Origin of the sequence: Phytobacter palmae (genome assembly GCF_039409775.1) — a bacterium.
In the GTDB taxonomy this organism is placed as follows: domain Bacteria; phylum Pseudomonadota; class Gammaproteobacteria; order Enterobacterales; family Enterobacteriaceae; genus Phytobacter; species Phytobacter palmae.
This window is the reverse complement of sequence record NZ_JBCIVJ010000002.1, coordinates 447079-466148: the sequence shown is the minus strand read 5'-3', so window position 1 is coordinate 466148 and position 19070 is coordinate 447079. Positions and strand designations below refer to the sequence as shown.

The 19070-nt window shown below is 53.8% G+C and carries 19 protein-coding genes and 1 pseudogene; 14 read left to right on the top strand and 6 right to left on the bottom strand.

The annotated features are described in order from the left end of the window. Positions 1-7: 7 nt before the first annotated feature. Positions 8-943 (bottom strand): LysR family transcriptional regulator, encoded by a 936-nt coding sequence (locus AAIG39_RS04870; RefSeq protein WP_249572133.1) that lies wholly within the window; start codon positions 941-943, stop codon positions 8-10. Between the two features lie 110 nt (positions 944-1053). Between AAIG39_RS04870 and AAIG39_RS04865 the strand changes: the two genes are divergently transcribed. Next, positions 1054-2079: a zinc-dependent alcohol dehydrogenase family protein gene (locus tag AAIG39_RS04865; protein WP_343193302.1), complete on the top strand. Its 1026-nt coding sequence runs from the start codon at positions 1054-1056 to the stop codon at positions 2077-2079. 115 nt (positions 2080-2194) lie between these two features. Then, positions 2195-3007 (top strand): sugar-phosphatase, encoded by an 813-nt coding sequence (gene yidA / locus AAIG39_RS04860; RefSeq protein WP_249572131.1) that lies wholly within the window; start codon positions 2195-2197, stop codon positions 3005-3007. 21 nt (positions 3008-3028) lie between these two features. Here the strand turns inward: yidA and AAIG39_RS04855 are convergent, their stop codons facing one another. Next, positions 3029-4114, bottom strand: coding sequence for an FAD-binding protein (locus AAIG39_RS04855; protein WP_343193301.1), 1086 nt, complete (start codon positions 4112-4114; stop codon positions 3029-3031). Between the two features lie 241 nt (positions 4115-4355). On the opposite strand from AAIG39_RS04855, the gene dgoR reads away from it, so the two are divergent. The 6 genes from dgoR (at position 4356) to AAIG39_RS04825 (ending at position 10516) form a co-directional block, all read left to right on the top strand. Then, on the top strand, positions 4356-5045 hold the full coding sequence (dgoR, locus tag AAIG39_RS04850) for a D-galactonate utilization transcriptional regulator DgoR (RefSeq protein WP_343193300.1): 690 nt from the start codon (positions 4356-4358) through the stop codon (positions 5043-5045). Continuing rightward, the gene (locus tag AAIG39_RS04845; protein ID WP_343193299.1) at positions 5042-5917 is read left to right on the top strand and encodes a 2-dehydro-3-deoxygalactonokinase; all 876 of its coding nucleotides are present in this window, start codon (positions 5042-5044) and stop codon (positions 5915-5917) included. Before dgoR ends, AAIG39_RS04845 begins: the two co-directional genes overlap by 4 nt. Further along, positions 5901-6518: a 2-dehydro-3-deoxy-6-phosphogalactonate aldolase gene (locus AAIG39_RS04840; protein WP_090088078.1), complete on the top strand. Its 618-nt coding sequence runs from the start codon at positions 5901-5903 to the stop codon at positions 6516-6518. The genes AAIG39_RS04845 and AAIG39_RS04840 overlap by 17 nt, the downstream gene beginning before the upstream one ends. Continuing rightward, a complete protein-coding gene (gene dgoD, locus AAIG39_RS04835) occupies positions 6515-7663 on the top strand; it encodes a galactonate dehydratase (protein ID WP_343193298.1) in 1149 nt (382 codons plus the stop codon). Before AAIG39_RS04840 ends, dgoD begins: the two co-directional genes overlap by 4 nt. A 233-nt stretch (positions 7664-7896) precedes the next feature. Next, complete coding sequence (locus tag AAIG39_RS04830; protein WP_343193297.1) at positions 7897-9234, top strand: MFS transporter; 1338 nt, start codon at positions 7897-7899, stop codon at positions 9232-9234. A 55-nt stretch (positions 9235-9289) separates the two neighbouring features. Continuing rightward, positions 9290-10516, top strand: a complete 1227-nt coding sequence (locus AAIG39_RS04825; RefSeq protein WP_343193296.1) for a YidR family protein — start codon at positions 9290-9292, stop codon at positions 10514-10516. A 2-nt stretch (positions 10517-10518) separates the two neighbouring features. Here AAIG39_RS04825 and AAIG39_RS04820 read toward each other — a convergent pair whose 3' ends face one another. Continuing rightward, positions 10519-10851 (bottom strand): YceK/YidQ family lipoprotein, encoded by a 333-nt coding sequence (locus tag AAIG39_RS04820; RefSeq protein ID WP_090088083.1) that lies wholly within the window; start codon positions 10849-10851, stop codon positions 10519-10521. Positions 10852-11158: 307 nt separating this feature from the next. Here AAIG39_RS04820 and ibpA point away from each other — a divergent pair, with 307 nt between their 5' ends. From ibpA to AAIG39_RS04805, 3 genes are all read left to right on the top strand, one after another. Then, positions 11159-11572, top strand: a complete 414-nt coding sequence (ibpA, locus tag AAIG39_RS04815) for a small heat shock chaperone IbpA (RefSeq protein ID WP_047372478.1) — start codon at positions 11159-11161, stop codon at positions 11570-11572. 87 nt (positions 11573-11659) lie between these two features. Beyond that, entirely contained in the window at positions 11660-12088 is a 429-nt protein-coding gene (gene ibpB, locus AAIG39_RS04810; protein WP_090088085.1) for a small heat shock chaperone IbpB, read from the top strand. 221 nt (positions 12089-12309) lie between these two features. Continuing rightward, positions 12310-13971 carry a putative transporter gene (locus AAIG39_RS04805; RefSeq protein WP_090088087.1) on the top strand — a complete coding sequence of 554 codons (1662 nt, stop codon included), beginning with the start codon at positions 12310-12312 and terminating at the stop codon, positions 13969-13971. A gap of 4 nt (positions 13972-13975) precedes the next feature. On the opposite strand, the gene AAIG39_RS04800 is transcribed toward AAIG39_RS04805, so the two are convergent. Then, entirely contained in the window at positions 13976-14422 is a 447-nt protein-coding gene (locus AAIG39_RS04800; RefSeq protein ID WP_090088089.1) for a hypothetical protein, read from the bottom strand. 90 nt (positions 14423-14512) lie between these two features. Here AAIG39_RS04800 and AAIG39_RS04795 point away from each other — a divergent pair, with 90 nt between their 5' ends. Both AAIG39_RS04795 and AAIG39_RS04790 read left to right on the top strand, forming a co-directional pair. After that, positions 14513-14860, top strand: coding sequence for a YidH family protein (locus tag AAIG39_RS04795; RefSeq protein WP_090088091.1), 348 nt, complete (start codon positions 14513-14515; stop codon positions 14858-14860). Then, positions 14850-15200: a DUF202 domain-containing protein gene (locus tag AAIG39_RS04790; RefSeq protein ID WP_090088092.1), complete on the top strand. Its 351-nt coding sequence runs from the start codon at positions 14850-14852 to the stop codon at positions 15198-15200. Before AAIG39_RS04795 ends, AAIG39_RS04790 begins: the two co-directional genes overlap by 11 nt. 12 nt (positions 15201-15212) lie before the next feature. Here AAIG39_RS04790 and dsdA read toward each other — a convergent pair whose 3' ends face one another. Next, entirely contained in the window at positions 15213-16547 is a 1335-nt protein-coding gene (gene dsdA / locus AAIG39_RS04785) for a D-serine ammonia-lyase (protein WP_343193295.1), read from the bottom strand. A 213-nt stretch (positions 16548-16760) separates the two neighbouring features. Here dsdA and AAIG39_RS04780 point away from each other — a divergent pair. After that, positions 16761-17819 (top strand): annotated as a pseudogene (locus AAIG39_RS04780) (cellulase family glycosylhydrolase); the annotation flags it as partial. Here AAIG39_RS04780 and emrD read toward each other — a convergent pair. Then, complete coding sequence (emrD, locus tag AAIG39_RS04775; protein ID WP_090088096.1) at positions 17701-18942, bottom strand: multidrug efflux MFS transporter EmrD; 1242 nt, start codon at positions 18940-18942, stop codon at positions 17701-17703. The pseudogene AAIG39_RS04780 and the gene emrD overlap by 119 nt on opposite strands. Between the last annotated feature and the right edge of the window lie 128 nt (positions 18943-19070).

Sequence of the window (19070 nt, the reverse complement as noted above, 5' to 3'; positions counted from 1 at the left end):
CGCGCTTTTAGCGCGGCTTTTTTATGGGGTCAGGAAAATCCAGCGACATCGCCGTCGGTAAGCGGCTCACCAGCGTGTCTATGGCAATTCTCATCCTCAACGGCAGATGTGGCGTCTTCTGCCAGACCGCATGAACGTCAAAGCGCACATCCGGCGCCTGCCTGAAGAGCAGGACGAGTTTCCCATTCTGAATCTCTTTGCTTGCCATCCAGCAGGGCAACCATGCAATGCCGTGTCCGGCTATCGCTGCGTCGCAGATTGCCTGTAAATCATCCATATTGAGTGATGAGCGAAGAACCAGAGTTTGCGGCTTTCCTTCGTTATCCGCAAGTTGCCAGGGTAAAATTCTGCCTGCTTGCAGATAGTTAATGGCCGTATGCTGACGTAAATCGGCAACGGTTTCTGGATGGCCTTTTTTCATCAGATAATCCGGCGCGGCGCACAGAACCATTTGATGCTCACCCAGTTTTCTGGCGGCCAACACGGTGCTGTCTGCCAGAGCGCCGTTACGTACCGCCATATCAAACCCTTCCTCCACGAGATCCACTACCCTGTCGCTGAATGACATTTCCAGCTCAAGCCCGGGGTGTTCCTGCGCCAGCGCTATCAGCAGCGGGGCGACGCACTGACGACCAAATAGTACTGGCATAGCCACGCGCAGGCGGCCGCTCACCTGTTGCTTCCCTGTCTCCAGCAGCGATTCTGCGCTGCGGATCTCCTCCAGCGCGCGCAGACAACGCTCATAAAAAAGCGCGCCGTTATCGGTCAGCCGCTGACTGCGGGTGGTGCGCTGGAACAGGCGTACCCCCAGTCGTTGTTCAAGCCGGGCGATGCTTTTTCCCACTGCCGAACGTGACAAATGCAGGCGGACCGCGGCCTGAGCAAAACTGCCCGCTTCAACGGCAGCCACAAAAACGGGAATATCTTTCAGCGTATCGCTCATGAATTGTATCCATTTTTGCATCAATAAAGAGAAAACTTATCGCCACTGGCGACTCTTAGTCAACGTTAGACTATCGATAGTGAACCTCATTTGATGGCAGGAGAAATAGGATGGCAGAGACGATGCAACGCTGGTCAATGGACGCCCTCGGGCGCGACAACCTCAGACTTATCCGGGAGCCCCTCCCTCAGCCTGGCCCGGGTGAAGTACGTGTGCGGGTGAATGCCGTTGCGCTCAACTATCGCGACAAAATGGTTATTGAAGGCAACATGCCAATTTCCCGCACCTTCCCCTTTACACCGGCTTCTGACATGGCGGGTGTCGTGGACAGTGCTGGCGAGGGTGTAACGCGTTTCAAAGCCGGAGCACGCGTTATTTCGAACTTCTTCCCGGAGTGGATCGACGGCAAGCCAAAAGCGGACGCACGCATTTTGCCCTACAGAACCCTCGGAGGTTATTTCCAGGGAATGCTGGCTGAATACGTGATTATGAATGAAAACTGGCTGGTTGCCGCCCCGGAAACCCTGGATGACGCAGAGGCCAGCACCTTGCCTTGTGCAGGGCTGACGGCCTGGTTCGCGCTGGTGGAGCGGGGCAATTTACGCGCCGGTCAGTCGGTGCTGGTACAAGGGACGGGTGGGGTGGCGATATTCGCGCTACAAATCGCCAAAGCGCAGGGGGCGCAAGTGTTTGTCACGTCCGGCAGTGATGAAAAACTGGCGCAGGCAAAAAAACTGGGGGCTGTTCAGGGTATTAACCGGCTAAAAGGCGACTGGGTGGAGGAGATACTGACGCTGACTGAAGATCGCGGCATTGACCATATTATTGAAACCGTGGGCGGGGAAAATCTGAAACATTCCCTGCGAGCCGTGGCGGTTCATGGGCGAATCTCAGTCATTGGCGTGCTGGCCGGGAGTGAAATCTCGCTGCCTGCCAGCGAACTGTTGCTGAAATCGCCGGTGATCCAGGGGATTGGTGTCGGTCACCGCCGTGCGCTTGAAGATCTGGTGCGTGCTGTTGATGTCAATGGGCTGAAACCTGTGATTGAGCATCGCTACCACTTCAACGAGCTTGCACAGGCATTTGAACATCTTGACCGCGGCGCGTTCGGCAAAATAGTTCTTACCCGCGAGTGAGCCTTCGTTCCCCGGGATTGGTGTAAAAGGGGTGTTTCTGTTGCGCAATGTAGCTCTATTTTTGTGTGCTTAATCGCGTTAGCATGAGGCAGTACTCATTTATCCCGGGGATCTCATGGCTATCAAACTTATTGCAATCGATATGGACGGCACCTTACTGCTGCCTGACCACACAATTTCACCTGCTGTAAAAAACGCGATCGCCGCGGCGCGTGAAAAAGGAGTGAAAGTGGTGCTGACGACAGGCCGCCCTTATGCCGGGGTTCATGCCTACGTCAAAGAGCTGCATATGGAACGGGAAGGTGATTACTGCATCACTTACAACGGCGCGCTGGTGCAAAACGCCCATGATGGCAGCACGGTGACACAAACGGCACTGAGCTATGACGATTACCGCTATCTGGAAAAACTGTCCCGCGAAGTCGGTTCGCACTTCCACGCGCTCGATCGCAATACGCTGTACACCGCCAACCGCGATATCAGCTTCTACACGGTGCACGAATCCTACGTCGCCACTATCCCGCTGGTGTTCTGTGAGCCGGAAAACATGGATCCGAACACACAGTTTCTCAAGGTGATGATGATTGATGAACCGGAAATCCTCGATAAAGCGATTGCCCGCATTCCGGCAGAGGTGAAAGAGAAATATACCGTACTGAAAAGCGCGCCGTACTTCCTCGAAATGCTTGATAAGCGCGTCAATAAAGGTACCGGGGTGAAATCTCTGGCCGAGGTTCTGGGCATCAAGCCGGAAGAGATCATGACCATCGGCGATCAGGAAAACGACATCGCCATGATCGAGTATGCTGGCGTGGGTGTGGCAATGGATAACGCCATTCCGTCGGTGAAAGAGGTGGCCAATTTTGTCACCAAATCCAACCTCGAAGATGGCGTAGCGTATGCCATTGAGAAGTTTGTGCTGAATTAATCTGCCGCCAGGCAGGGGCGATCAGGCCCTTGCCTGCGTATGCGTCGCTTTCTGCATCGGGATATGACCAGCCCCACTTTTCATGATCAGAGCGCGTATCCATGGTGTCGTCAGACAACGATTTTTGATGACTTTTCCCAGCAATTTCACGCGTAATTTTCGCGTTTTCTTCCAGTATTCTGCGTTGCGGTTTTTTGTTTCTCCGCATAATACTTCTGCCAGAATTTCCGCGCTATCCAGTGCATAGCTGATCCCTTCCAGCGAACTGGCGCTGATAAATCCAGCCGCTTCGCCAATCAGAAACGCATTCTCTTTACCGCAGACAAAATCCGCCCAGCGGGACGGGCACAGCACTGTGCATTTCTCTGTTTTCACCGCGTCGCCAAAGCGGAAATCAAAGGGTTCAAGGCGCTGTTTGAGGCGGTTAAAACTCTCTCTGCCATCCTTCATGGCAAATGCCCCACCGAAAATGAAATAACCATCTTTGCAAATACTCCATGCATAACAATCCGTTGTCTCATTATCAAACACGCAGGAATAAAACGGTGACGAGTGACGGTCTTTGAACCACTGCTGTAGCGAGACGTACTTGCGGATCTCATGATCGGGATACAGAAAACGCCGCACCATGGAGTTCGCACCATCGCCGCCCACCAGATAATCTGCCGTCGCTTCCTGTGTTTCACCGTCAACCACGTATGTCAGATGCCAGAGGCTGTCCTGTCGGCTGATCTTTTTACACAAAGCATCGTGGTGAACAGTGACCGACGCAGGGATTAACGATTTCATCCATAAATCAAAGGCATGTCTGTCAATATTGACGTAACTGCGTTGATAATTCCGCTCAATTCCCGTTTGCACATCCAGCGTCTGTACGCTGAAAATTTGCGGATCGGCCAGCACCTGCACCGGCAGCGTAATACCCGCACGGATAAATGAACGTTGCGCGTCCGGGGCCAGCAATCCGCCACATGGTTTCATAAATCCGCCCGTCCCGCATTGTTGCTTTTTGTCTAATGCCAGCACGCTCATTCTGCCTGCTAACTGCCGCGCCAGCGCTGCTCCCGCAGGCCCCAGACCAATAATCGCCACATCAAAATGCTGCATATCCCCTCCTCATGTTGATTAGGACGATAAGCGGCTCGGGTGAAGTGAAGGTGAAGTAAAGGCGGTTAATTTTGTGATCTATCGTTCATTTTGCGATCTAAATTGTAGTACAACAATAATTCATTGTACTACATTCGATTTCATCGAAAGAAAAGTAAGCGCTGTTTGTACTGCAAGGATGAGGTGAAAATCGCCGGTCGAGGTAAAGTAGGCATGCATACACAGCAAATAAGGGCATGCCATGACACTCACCAAAACTGACCGCATCGTCATCACGTTAGGGCACCAGATTGTGGCCGGGAAATATGTCCCCGGCTCAGCACTTCCGGCAGAAGCAGAGCTCTGCGAGGAATTTGAAACCTCGCGCAACATCATTCGCGAAGTCTTTCGTTCATTAATGGCGAAGAGGCTCATCGAGATAAAACGATATCGCGGTGCATTTGTGGCGCCGCGCAATCAGTGGAATTACCTCGATACCGAAGTACTGCAATGGGTACTGGAAAACGACTATGACCCGCGACTCATCAGTGCGATGAGCGAGGTGCGAAACCTCGTGGAGCCGGCCATTGCTCGCTGGGCGGCAGAGCGCGCGACCTCAAGCGATTTGGCGCAAATCGAGGCGGCGCTCAACGACATGATTGCGAATAACCAGAATCGCGATGCGTTCAATGAGGCGGACATTCGTTACCACGAAGCGGTGCTGGCGTCGGTACATAATCCGGTCTTACAGCAATTAACCGTGGCGATCAGTTCGCTTCAGCGGGCGGTATTTGAACGAACCTGGATGTGCGATGAAGCCAACATGCCAAAAACGCTCCAGGAACATAAGGCGCTGTTCGATGCGATACGGCATCAGGACGGTGATGCAGCAGAGCAGGCGGCGCTCACCATGATCGCCAGCTCTACCCGAAGGCTTAAGGAAATCACATGACATCTCGCTACATCGCAATTGACTGGGGGTCGACCAACTTACGCGCCTGGCTTTATCAGGAGGCAGAATGCCTGGAGAGCAGACAATCAGAAGCAGGTGTTACGCGCCTGAATGGCAAATCCCCACAAGCGGTGTTAGCAGAAATTACCCACGGCTGGCGCAATGAGCAAACGCCGGTAGTGATGGCAGGGATGATTGGCAGCAATGTCGGCTGGAAAGTGGCTCCTTACTTACCCGTTCCTGCCTTTTTCTCTGCTATTGGCGAGCAGTTAACCGCCGTTGGCGACAATGTCTGGATTATTCCCGGCCTGTGCATTTCTCGCGACGATAACCACAACGTAATGCGTGGCGAAGAGACGCAACTCCTGGGCGCACGCGAACTTTCTCCCTCTTCTGTTTATGTGATGCCGGGCACCCACTGCAAATGGGTGCGTGCAGATGCCTACCAGATTCATGATTTTCGCACCGTGATGACGGGTGAATTGCATCATTTGTTGCTCCACCATTCGCTGGTGGGCGCGGGGCTGCCGGAGCAGGAGGTGTCACCTGCGGCATTTACATCCGGGCTCGAACGCGGCCTCGCTACGCCCGCTATTCTGCCGCAACTGTTCGAAGTCCGTGCCGCCCATGTGCTCGGTAAATTGCCGCGTGAACAGGTTAGCGAGTTTTTATCAGGCCTGCTGATTGGCGCCGAAGTAGCCAGCATGGCTGAGCACTATCCCGAGCATCAGGTCACCATCGTTGCGGGAAACACTCTATCCGGCCGCTATCAACAGGCGCTGGAGGCAGTTGGCCGCAAGGCTATGGTCATCTCCGGCGACACCGCATTTAAGACAGGAATAAGGAGCATCGCTCATGCAGTGGCAAACTAACCTTCCGCTTATCGCAATATTACGAGGCGTTACCCCTGATGAAGCGCTGGCGCACGTCGGCGCGGTCATTGACGCTGGTTTTGATGCGGTAGAGATCCCGCTTAATTCACCCCAGTGGGAAAAAAGCATACCGGCTATCGTCGCGGCGTATGGCGACAAAGCACTTATCGGCGCGGGCACCGTTCTCAGGCCGGAGCAGGTTGACCAACTGGCTGAGATGGGCTGCAAACTGATCGTCACCCCCAATATTCAGCCCGACGTCATTCGCCGCGCGGTGAGCTACGGCATGACGATCTGCCCGGGTTGCGCGACCGCCAGCGAAGCGTTTACCGCGCTTGATGCGGGGGCGCAGGCACTGAAAATTTTCCCCTCTTCGGCCTTTGGCCCGGACTACATCAAAGCATTGAAAGCGGTCTTACCGTCGGACGTACCGGTCTTTGCCGTGGGTGGGGTAACGCCAGAAAACCTGGCGCAATGGATTAAGGCTGGCTGCATGGGCGCCGGGCTGGGCAGCGATCTGTATCGTGCCGGGCAGCCCGTGGAACGCACCGCGCAACAGGCAACCGCTTTTGTTAACGCGTATCGAGAGGCAGTGCAATGAAAATAACCAAACTCACCACTTACCGTTTACCCCCGCGTTGGATGTTCCTGAAAATCGAAACCGATGAAGGCGTTGTTGGCTGGGGGGAGCCGGTCATTGAAGGGCGCGCCCGCACGGTTGAGGCGGCGGTACATGAGCTGAGTGATTATCTTATTGGCCAGGACCCTTCACGTATCAATGACTTATGGCAGGTGATGTATCGTGCTGGTTTTTACCGTGGCGGCCCGATTCTGATGAGCGCCATTGCCGGCATTGACCAGGCGCTGTGGGATATCAAAGGGAAAGTCCATAATGCGCCGGTCTGGCAACTGATGGGCGGCCTGGTACGTGACAAAATCAAAGCGTACAGCTGGGTCGGCGGTGATCGTCCGGCTGAGGTCATTGACGGCATTAAAACCCTGCGCAACATCGGCTTCGATACTTTCAAGCTGAACGGCTGTGAAGAGATGGGGGTGATTGATAATTCCCGGGCGGTAGATGCCGCCGTGAATACCGTGGCGCAAATCCGTGAAGCCTTTGGCAATGAAATTGAATTTGGCCTCGATTTCCATGGGCGCGTCAGTGCGCCGATGGCAAAAGTATTAATTAAAGAACTTGAGCCGTATCGCCCGTTATTTATTGAAGAGCCGGTACTGGCGGAGCAGGCGGAATATTATCCGCGTCTGGCGGCGCAAACGCATATTCCGATTGCCGCTGGCGAACGTATGTTCTCGCGTTTTGAATTTAAACGCATACTGGAAGCGGGGGGGATTTCTATATTACAGCCGGATTTATCCCACGCTGGCGGAATTACCGAGTGCTACAAAATTGCCGGAATGGCCGAAGCCTATGACGTGGCGCTGGCCCCGCATTGTCCGCTTGGCCCGGTGGCGCTGGCGGCCTGTCTGCACGTGGATTTCGTTTCCCACAATGCGGTATTCCAGGAGCAGAGTATGGGCATTCATTACAATAAAGGCGCCGAATTACTCGACTTCGTGAAAAATAAAGAAGATTTCAATATGGAAGGCGGCTTCTTTAAGCCATTGATGAAGCCAGGGCTGGGTGTGGATATTGATGAAGAGAAGGTTATTGAGTTGAGTAAGAATGCGCCGGACTGGCGTAATCCGGTTTGGCGGAATGAAGATGGCACCGTCGCCGAGTGGTAAATGCGCGTCATAGTTCGCACTGGTGGTGCGCTGGCTGCATTTTCTTATTCCGGTCACATATTTTTATATACACACGGGAATGCGAAAACTTGCCGCGTTATCGCCCCTTTGGGACCAGCGCATGCGCTGTTCAAAAACGCTAATGCGTTTTGTCCCCCAGCACGAATTATTTAGCGCAATGCCATTAAGTTATTAATAAAAATTTTAAAGACACCCTCTGTAATTTACCGGGCATGGTGAGCGGCCTCGCTATGCCCAAAATCTGGAGACAGATTGCGATGGATATTTCAGTTACTGCTGCAAAAGTCGGTCGTCGGCGTTATCTGACGCTGGTGATGATCTTTATTACGGTTGTTATTTGTTATGTCGACAGGGCCAACCTCGCGGTGGCCTCCGCACATATTCAGCAAGAGTTTGGTATCACTAAAGCGGAAATGGGCTATGTCTTTTCCGCTTTTGCCTGGCTTTATACGTTATGTCAGATCCCCGGCGGCTGGTTTCTTGACCGGGTTGGTTCTCGTCTTACCTATTTTATCGCCATCTTTGGCTGGTCGGTGGCGACCCTGTTCCAGGGCTTTGCGACAGGATTAATGTCGCTGATTGGCCTGCGTGCCATCACCGGGATTTTTGAAGCGCCCGCCTTTCCGACCAATAACCGTATGGTGACCAGCTGGTTCCCGGAACACGAACGCGCTTCTGCCGTTGGCTTCTACACCTCCGGTCAGTTTGTCGGCCTGGCATTTCTTACGCCGCTGCTTATCTGGATTCAGGAGCTGCTGAGCTGGCACTGGGTATTTATCGTTACCGGCGGGATTGGCATCATCTGGTCCTTAATCTGGTTCAAGGTCTATCAACCGCCGCGTCTGACCAAAAGCGTCACACATGAAGAGCTGGAATACATTCGTGAAGGCGGCGGTCTGGTAGACGGCGATGCACCTGTGACCAAAGAGGCGCGCCAGCCGCTCACTAAAGCAGACTGGAAACTGGTGTTCCATCGTAAACTGGTCGGTGTTTATCTGGGGCAATTCGCCGTCACCTCCACGCTGTGGTTCTTCCTGACATGGTTTCCGAACTATCTGACCCAGGAAAAAGGTATCACTGCGCTCAAAGCCGGGTTTATGACTACGGTGCCATTCCTCGCCGCGTTCTTTGGTGTGCTGCTTTCCGGCTGGCTGGCGGACAGACTGGTGCGTAAGGGGGTCTCCCTTGGCGCGGCACGTAAAACACCCATCATCTGTGGCCTGCTGATCTCCACCTGCATTATGGGCGCGAACTACACTAATGACCCGGTGTGGATCATGACGCTGATGGCGATAGCGTTTTTCGGCAACGGTTTCGCCTCAATCACCTGGTCACTGGTCTCTTCTCTTGCGCCGATGCGTCTGATTGGGTTGACGGGTGGTGTTTTTAACTTTGTTGGCGGTCTGGGCGGTATTACTGTGCCGCTGGTTATCGGTTACCTGGCACAGAGCTACGGTTTTGCCCCTGCGCTGGTCTATATCTCCGTGGTGGCATTGATTGGCGCACTTTCTTACATCCTGCTGGTCGGCGATGTAAAACGGGTAGGTTAATGCCCCCGCCTTGCGATACCCTGATGCGAAATATGGCATCAGGGTCATCCATCACATGAGACAAATTACTACCGCCCCCCGTCATCACCAGCTCACCAATATTCACACCTGGACACCGGACAGTCAGTGGCTGGTGTTTGATGTACGGCCTTCCGGTGCATCATTTACCGGCGAAACTATCGAGCGGGTCAATATTCATACTGGTGCCGTTGAGGTGATCTATCAGGCGAAAGAGGGGGCACATGTAGGCGTCGTGACCGTTCATCCCGATGAAGAGAAATATGTCTTTATCCACGGTCCGGAAAACCCCGATGCTGAATGGCATTACGATTTTCACCATCGTCGCGGCGTTATTCACGCGCACGGAAAAACCGCTAACCTGGACGCGCTGGACATCACTGCACCCTTTACGCCGGGCGCCTTGCGCGGCGGTAGCCATGTGCATGTTTTCAGCCCCAACGGCGAGAACGTCAGTTTTACTTATAACGACCATGTTATGCATGAGCTGGACCCGGCGCAGGATTTACGTAACGTCGGCGTCGCCGTACCCTTTGGCCCGGTGCAACCTCCGCTCGCACATCCACGCGAGTATACAGGTAGCCACTGGAGTGTGCTGATAAGCCGTACTACGCCCGTGCCTGTTCCCGGCAGCGATGAGATCAACCGTGCGTATGAAGAGGGTTGGGTGGGTAACGATAAGCTGGCTTTTATTGGCGATACGCTGTCGTTAAAAGGCGAGAAAGTGCCGGAGTTATTTATCGTTGATCTGCCAAAAGGAGCACAGGGATGGAAGCAGCCTGGCGATACGCCGCTGCAGGGCACGCCGACAAGCCTGCCTGCACCACCAGCCGGGGTTTCACAACGACGTCTGACTTTTACCCATCACCGTTCCTTTCCAGGGTTAGTTAACGTACCGCGCCACTGGGTGCGCAGTAACCCGCAGGGCAGTGCGATTGCGTTTTTAATGCGTGATGATACGGGGGTTGTCCAGCTGTGGCTGCTCTCACCGGAGGGGGGCGAACCGCAGCAGCTAACCCAGACGGATAAGGGCATCCAGTCTGCCTTTAACTGGCATCCTTCGGACACAGCGTTGGGCTTTGTGCTGGATAATCGTATCGCACTGTGCGATGCCGCTTGCGGCGATATCACCTTTTTGACAACCGATCATGGCAATCCACCGTCCGCTGATGCGGTCGTGTTCTCGCCGGATGGTCGTTATATCGCCTGGATGGAGGAGATTGCAGGTTTTCGCCAGATCTGGATAACGGAAACCGGGATCTGATTTTACTGCCCGGGCATGGGGGCGGGTGGGATAATACTATCCGTCGCCATGGTGGCCTTTTCGCTTTTCTCAACGCGAGATTTTACGGAGCTGTCGGTGCGGAACATATCCCACGGCAGCAGTATCGTGTCCATGACGGCTGTAAAAGGCATATCCAGAACCACCAGTGATTTCATGCCGATATTGGTGTTATCGTCCGACAACATAGTGGAACTTGCTTTCGTACCCGGATACACGCCTTCCTTGCCCCCGGTATGCGACATCACGCTGGAGCAACCACTGAGTAACACCATTCCACTAAGCAGCGTCGAAACAATCAGAGTATTTTTCATCATCAGTTAATCATTGTTATGGGCAGTATGAAGACTGCTGCTGGCGTTATATCTGTCCTGCACCAAAAAAGACAGCCTCCATGCTGCGCTCTGTGGCGACATTCGCACTTTCACCTTTTGTGCTGTGATCCCAGTCTATGCAAAGCGCGAGAAACTGCAAAAAAAAGTCAGAAAAAGACCCTTGAAAACATAAGCGTCACCCCTATTTTATGTGTGTAGCCGGAAGACACGCCGGAAGGGTGTTGAGCTACCGCGGCCTGTCCATTGTGGAAGGCCAATGACAATCTCGCTGATTTCAGGAGCTTTATGTATGCGAAACTTCGATCTTTCTCCGCTTTATCGTTCAGCCATTGGTTTCGACCGTCTGTTCAACCTGCTGGAAAACAATCAAAACCAAAGCAACGGCGGCTATCCTCCGTATAACGTTGAATTAGTTGACGAAAACCATTATCGCATCGCGATTGCGGTAGCGGGGTTCGCGGAAAGCGAACTGGACATCACCGCGCAGGACAACCTGCTCATCGTGAAAGGCGCACACGCGACTGAACAGAAAGAACGCACCTACCTCTACCAGGGCATCGCCGAACGTAACTTCGAGCGCAAATTCCAGCTTGCTGAAAACATCCATGTTAAAGGCGCAAATCTGGTGAATGGCCTGCTGTATGTTGATCTTGAACGCGTTGTTCCGGAAGCAAAGAAACCGCGTCGCATTGAGATTAACTAATTAGCTGAACTGAATGCTTGCCGTCAGGGAGCATATGCGAGCCACAGGCTTGCAGTAACTTACTCGCTTCTCAGAAGGAGAAATATCATGCGTAACTACGATTTATCCCCGCTGCTGCGTCAGTGGATCGGTTTTGACAAACTGGCTAACGCGCTGCAAAGCACCACTGAGCATCAGACATTCCCGCCCTATAACATTGAAAAGGGCGATGACAACCACTACCGCATTACGCTGGCTTTAGCCGGATTCAACCAGCAAGAGCTGGATATTCAGCTGGAAGGCACACGGTTGGTCATCAAAGGTTCGCCGGAAAAACCGGCCAACGAGCCTAAATGGTTGCACCAGGGGCTGGTGATCCAACCTTTCACCCTGAGCTTTACGCTGGCGGAAAATATGGAGGTATCTGGCGCGACCTTCGCTAATGGCTTACTCCATATTGACCTGACCCGTAACGTGCCGGAAGTCATTGCGCCTCAGCGGATCGCCATTAGCGAGCGCCCGGTATTAAATAGTTGATTATCGTATTTTTTCGGAGGGATTTAGCGGCTTGATGCCCGCGCTTCTGCTCCCTCATACGGAAGAATACGTAAACGCCAAAAACGGTCACCTCAGGGTGACCGTTTTGCGTTTAGCTTGCCCCGTTTCGGCGGGGCTTTTTTGTGCGCCAAAGCCCATACATCCCGCTGCCGCTCTGAGAGAATCCATTGTGTTTACAATGTTATTCACAGGGAGCCATCATGAGTGATATAGCGTTAACCGTAAGCATGCTGGCGCTGGTCGCGGTCGTCGGTTTGTGGATCGGCAATGTAAAAATACGCGGCGTGGGTTTTGGGATTGGTGGCGTGCTTTTCGGCGGTATTATCGTCGGTCATTTTATTGATCAAGCCGGGATTACCCTGAGCAGTCCAATGCTGCATTTCGTGCAGGAGTTCGGCCTTATCCTCTTCGTCTATACCATCGGTATTCAGGTCGGACCGGGCTTTTTTGCCTCGTTGCGCGTTTCCGGGTTACGCCTGAACCTGTTTGCCATTCTGATTGTGATACTTGGCGGCCTGGTCACCGCTATTTTGCATAAACTCTTCAATATTCCACTGCCAGTCATTCTGGGTATCTTCTCCGGTGCGGTCACCAATACCCCGGCACTCGGGGCCGGGCAGCAGATCCTGCATGACCTGGGAACGCCGTCTAATGTTCTCGATCAAATGGGGATGAGCTATGCGATGGCCTACCCGTTCGGCATCTGCGGCATTTTACTGACCATGTGGCTGATTCGCGTCGGTTTTCGCATCAATGTTGAGCAGGAAGCGCAACTGCATGATGCGGGCATCAGCTCGGGTAACTCGCTGATCAAGACCATCAATATTCGCGTGGAAAATCCGAACCTGAACAATATGGCGATTCAGGATGTGCCGATGCTGAACAGCGATAAAATCATCTGTTCGCGCCTGAAACGAGATGAATTGCTGATGGTACCTTCGCCGGGCACGATCATTCAGGTGGGTGACCTGCTGCACCTTGTTGGCCTGCCGAAAGACCTGCATAGCGCGCAACTGGTGATGGGCCAGGAGGTTGATACCTCGCTCTCAACGCGGGGAACCGATCTGCGCGTTGAGCGTGTGGTGGTCACCAATGAAAAAGTCCTGGGTAAACGCATTCGCGATCTGCACTTCAAAGAGCGCTATGACGTGGTGATTTCCCGTCTTAACCGCGCCGGGGTGGAGCTGGTAGCCAGCAGTGATTCCAGCCTGCAATTCGGCGATATTCTGAACCTGGTCGGGCGTCAGGCGGCGATTGATGCGGTGGCTTCTGAGGTGGGGAACGCGCAGCACAAACTCCAGCAAGTCCAGATGCTGCCCGTCTTTATCGGCATTGGGCTGGGGGTGTTGCTGGGGTCGATTCCTGTTTTTGTTCCCGGCTTTCCGGTGGCATTAAAACTGGGGCTCGCGGGCGGTCCGCTGATCATGGCGCTGATACTCGGGCGTATCGGCAGCGTGGGTAAGCTCTACTGGTTCATGCCGCCCAGCGCCAACCTTGCTCTGCGTGAGTTGGGTATTGTGCTGTTTCTCGCGGTGGTCGGGCTGAAATCTGGCGGTGATTTTATCGCAACGCTGACCCACGGCGATGGGTTTAACTGGATGTGCTACGGGATTTTTATTACCGCTATTCCATTGCTGACTGTCGGGATTCTGGCGCGGTTGTTTGCAAAGATGAACTACCTGACTCTTTGCGGCATGCTGGCTGGTTCGATGACCGATCCCCCGGCGCTGGCTTTTGCTAACGGCCTGCACGCCACCAGCGGAGCCGCCGCGCTCTCTTATGCCACGGTTTACCCGCTGGTAATGTTCTTACGTATTATCACGCCACAGCTGCTGGCCGTGCTGTTCTGGGGCGTCAGTTAGCTGGTCAGAAAGGCGAAGTGCCAGTGAGAAAAGCAATAATGGCTAAGAGCAAAAGGATTCCAAGGACAATACCGATACCAAATAGCAACGCATGAAATGCAAGGGTGCCGCCGCCGAAGCAGAGGGCACCACAAATTCCCCAGCGGCTCTCTTTGCGCATTCCGCCGATAAATGCGCAAAGCAGCGCCGCGATGGCCATCGCGATACCCGCTGTATCCACCGCCTGGTCAATATCAATCGACTTTTTATGCACTTCGCTTATGGGCACCGTTTCCCCTTTCAGGCCCGCCTGAATGCCTTTTTTCACCGCCGAGACTTTCTCTGCAATGACATTTTCCAGCGTAGGTGGTGGTGAGAAAAATGGACCCATTGAGAAATGTACCAGGCCGATTATTAACGCAATAACGCCTAATATCATGCCCAGTGAACTGAATTTGTTCTGTGAAACCATTGCCCATAGCTCCTTTACGATGCGAAGTTGTTATGCTCAATAATATCATTGAGGAGAAAAAATGCGCTTAAGAGAGACTAAGGAGCCTTCATGAAGATTTCCCACCTGGGAGAAGCGCCGGATTATCGCTTCTCGCTGGCCAATGAGCGCACTTTTTTAGCGTGGATACGCACCGCGCTGGGCTTCCTGGCGGCGGGCGTCGGGCTTGATCAACTGGCGCCGGAATTTGCTACCCCGCTGATTCGCCAGGTGCTGGCGCTGCTGCTCTGTCTTTTTGCTGGTGCGCTGGCGGTTTATGGCTATATGCGCTGGCTGCGCAATGAAAAAGCGATGCGCCTGAAAGAAGACCTGCCCTATACGCGCAGTCTGCTGGTGATAAGCGCCGTTCTGTTGACGGTGGCTGTCGTGGTAATAGGGCTGGTGTTGTATGGCGGATGATCGTAAGGCGCGCCGTGCGGCAGATCCGGGGCTGCAGCCGGAGCGCACTTCGCTTGCCTGGCTACGGACATTTTTTGGCTACATCGCCCTGCTTGCCTTTGCGGTGAAGCACAACTGGCAGCACTCAGGAGTCACCTTCTGGATCTCGCTGGTGGTGCTGCTGTTGGTCGGTGGTTTGCTATGGCGTTATACGCGCAATCGCACCCTGATGGATGTTGAAAGCAGCGATTTCGCAAAGCCCGGCGCGATCCGCGATAAGCTGCTTATCGCGCTGGCCGTGCTCTCCCTGGCGCTACTGTTTGGGTTAACGCATATCCGCCATATTCTCAATTCTCTGTGACAGGCAGAAGCCTTAAACCTGTCGGGCTTTTGCCAGATAGTTCGCCATCTCTTCTTCTGGCACCATGCCACCCCCGGTCGCCCAGACGATGTGCGTGGCTTTGTCTAATTGTTGCGCAGTAAACCCATGTGAACCCAGATATTCCGCGCTCGCGCAAACGCGCTGTGGCCCAGCCATTCCTGCCAGTGCGGAGGGCTCAAGGCGAATATTTTCTTCCTGCGCCAGCATACCGAGCAGGTCGTACATCGTTTGATCGTCCAGCGTATAGAAGCCATCCAGCAGGCGTTGCATGGCGCGACCCACAAACCCGGATGCTCTGCCGACGGCCAGCCCGTCTGCCGCGGTAACATTATCGATACCTAAATCCTGAACAGAAATTGCATCATGCAACCCGGTATAAACCCCCAGCAGCATGCAGGGTGAATGGGTCGGCTCGGCAAAAAAGCAGTGGACGTTATCACCGAACGCCAGTTTCAGGCCAAAGGCCACCCCCCCAGGACCGCCGCCCACGCCGCACGGCAGATAGACGAACAGCGGGTTTTCGGCATCCACCACGCGTCCTTGTTGTTCGAATTGCGTTTTAAGGCGCTGTCCGGCAACCGCATAGCCCAGAAACAGCGTGCGGGAGTTTTCATCGTCAATAAAAAAACAGTTTGGGTCGGACTCCGATGCCTTGCGCCCCTGCTCCACCGCCACGCCGTAATCTTCTTCATATTCGACGACAATCACGCCATGGCTGCGTAGTTTGTTTTTTTTCCAGGCGCGGGCGTCGGCAGACATATGCACCGTGACCTTAAAGCCGAGACAGGCGCTCATTATGCCAATTGATAATCCCAGATTGCCGGTCGAGCCGACGGCAATGCTGTACTGGCTAAAGAACTGTTTGCATTCAGGGGAGAGCAGCACGCTGTAGTCATCGTCGGTGCGCAGTAAACCGGCCTCAAGCGCCAGTTTTTCCGCGTGAGCCAGCACTTCATAAATACCGCCACGGGCTTTGATGGAGCCAGAGACAGGCAAATGGCTGTCCTTTTTCAGCAGCATTTCGCCACTAATACGTTGCCCGTACACTTTTTCCAGCCGTTTTTGCATAGACGCAATGGCGACCAGTTCAGATTCAATGATGCCGCCAGAGGCTGCCGTTTCGGGGAAAGCTTTAGCCAGATAGGGCGCGAAACGACTGAGGCGAGCATGGGCGTCCTCAACATCCTCCTGCGTGAGGCCGACATAAGGCAGTCCCTCCATCAGAGAGGTTGTGCCAGGGTTAAACCAGGTCGTTTCCTGCAAATTTATCAAAGATTTTAGCTGCGGGAACTGCGCGATGAGTGTCTCTGTTTGGTCAGGATTCATGTTAATTTCTGCACAATAAGTGAAAGGAGTATGCTCTACAGTGGTCGATTTCTTTTATAAGCGCCAGCATCGACAACGTTTATGACGGTATAGCAGGGCATAATCTTCACATTCTGTCGCATAACTGCGAATTTATTACGTTTATACGCTACGTATTCGGCGATAAATCATGCTAAATACATGTAATCACCACCGATTTTGGCAAGGTCAATTGTGTTAAAACCACTATTAGCGATTGCTCTACTTCTGGCGGGCATGCCTGCATTTGCTGCTGAGACGCCGCTTACGGCGACACGCTACGCTCAGGAACTGGGCGTGGGCATGGATGTCGACTGGGCGCGAACTGAGCGCGGTATCCGTGAGTTCGATCCGCTTATCGTCCGTGATTTTTATGCAGAAGGGATTCGTCATGTGCGTATCCGGGTGGCTGATCCCTTAACCGAAGCCCGTCTGATTCATCTGCGAAAGCTGGTGGAGGCCTGCGAAAAATATGGCGTGATCCCGATTATTTCCTACCAGGCGGATACATTTAAGGCGGAGCCGGGTGCGAAAAATGAAGCGCAACTGGTGGCGTGGTGGTCAACGGTGGCTAATTACTTTGGCAGCGAACATCCGACGCTCGGGTTTGACCTGATTTATGAGCCTGCGGATAAGCTCAATCACGATATGCCAGCGCTTAATCGCGCGTATGAAAATATCATCAGGACCATCCACGACATCAACCCGCAACGCATGATCTTTATTGCGCCGCGCCTGCGGGCCGCGCCCGAGGATTTAATGTCGTTGAAATTGCCAGGGCGTAGTCAGAATTACCTGCTGGCGGAGTGGCATATCTTCCCGTGGGGCCCGTTGAAGAATAATGGAAAATACCCGTGGACTTCAGGTACGGCGGCAGAGAAAGCGGCAATCAGAGCGCGCATTAACACCGCGGTGCACTGGCAGCAAAAAACCGGTCACGCTACCTGGGTCGGCGGCTGGTCAGTGGGTGAAACGATTAAAAGCCCGCCTGGTGAATCGCAGCTGGCATTTGCCGCATTTATGTCCTGTGAACTGAAAAAAGCGCAAATCCCCTTCGCCCTCAATGCGGATACGCAGTTTTATGATGGCGAAGAGGGGGCGTGGCGTCCAACAACCGAACCGTTGCTGAAAACGATTATTTCACCGGACTGTGAGAAGGCGGATGCGAAGCCGGATCGCCGGGAAGGGAAGCCGATTGTTCATGTTCATGGCGCTTCTGGCGCAGCACCAGCGGCAGCCAGCTCAGCAGAATCAAAAGTCCTGCCAGCGTCATCAGCATCCCAAGGCTAAACTGGCTGTTCTGAGGGAGTCCGGCCGAAAACCAGGCCAGCGCGCCTGACCCCATATTTTGCATGCCGCCAACCAGCGCCCCCGCCGTTCCTGCCAGAAAAGGGAACGGCTCCATGGCACCACTTGTCGCCAGTGGAAAGAGCATGCCCGCACCAAAGAAGAAGAGCGCGGCGGGAACCAGCAGCGTCCAGACTGTCATCACGCCAAACCAGCCGGGGATCCACATCATGACGCCTGCCAGCAGACAACTGGCGACTGCCTGCCACATGAGTGTGGAGAAGCGCGCATTTTGCCGCCCGGCAAACCAGGCCCCGAAGAAAGCTGCCGGAATGGGCAGAATAAACAAAATACTGACCACCATACTGGAAAGCCCGAGCGTTGCGCCCATCAACACGCCTGAGCAGGCCTCAAACACAGCAATACCAGCCAGCCCGCCAATCAGCATCAGCAAATAGCAGTTAAACATACCGTTACCCAGCAGGGTTTGATAACGGGCGATCAGCCCCATTTTTACGGTACCTGTCGGGCGCGTTTCCGGCATCCAGCGCGCCATACTGAATGTGACGCCAGCGCAGAGTACCAGCAGGAAAGCAAAACAGGCGCGCCAGCCCCAGAGGGTGGTCAGAAGACCTCCAATCAACGGCGCAAGCAGCGGACTTACCAGAATGCCCATATTCAGCAAACTGTTAGCGTGGCGTAATTCGGTGCCGGAATAGAGATCGCGCGGCAGGGTGCGCGCCATTACGCCGCCGACGCCGGTTCCCATGCCCTGAAAGGCGCTGGCGGCTATCAATACGGTCAGGCTGTGGGTCGTGACAGCGACCAGGGTGGCCAGCATAAACACTGTTAAACCGCAGAGAATCGCCGGACGACGGCCAAAACGGTCAGCTAACGGGCCGTAAAAGAGTTGTGATATGCCATAGGTCAGTAGGTAGGCGGCCATGACATTTTGTACCGCCCCTTCACGGGCATTAAGATCCTGCGCCATACCTGCAATGGCGGGGATATAAATGGTTTGCGCCATCTGTCCTACCGCCACCAACAGGACCAGCATCAAAAGTAAACTGACATTACGCTGTCTTTTCATTTCGCTGAATACGTTTTAAAAATAGATATATAAAGAATATGGTGCTGCCATAACCGTAAAATGCGAGAGGAATCTACCACAGTAATGTGACACGACAAGATGCGGGGTCAGAAAGAACGACCGCCGCC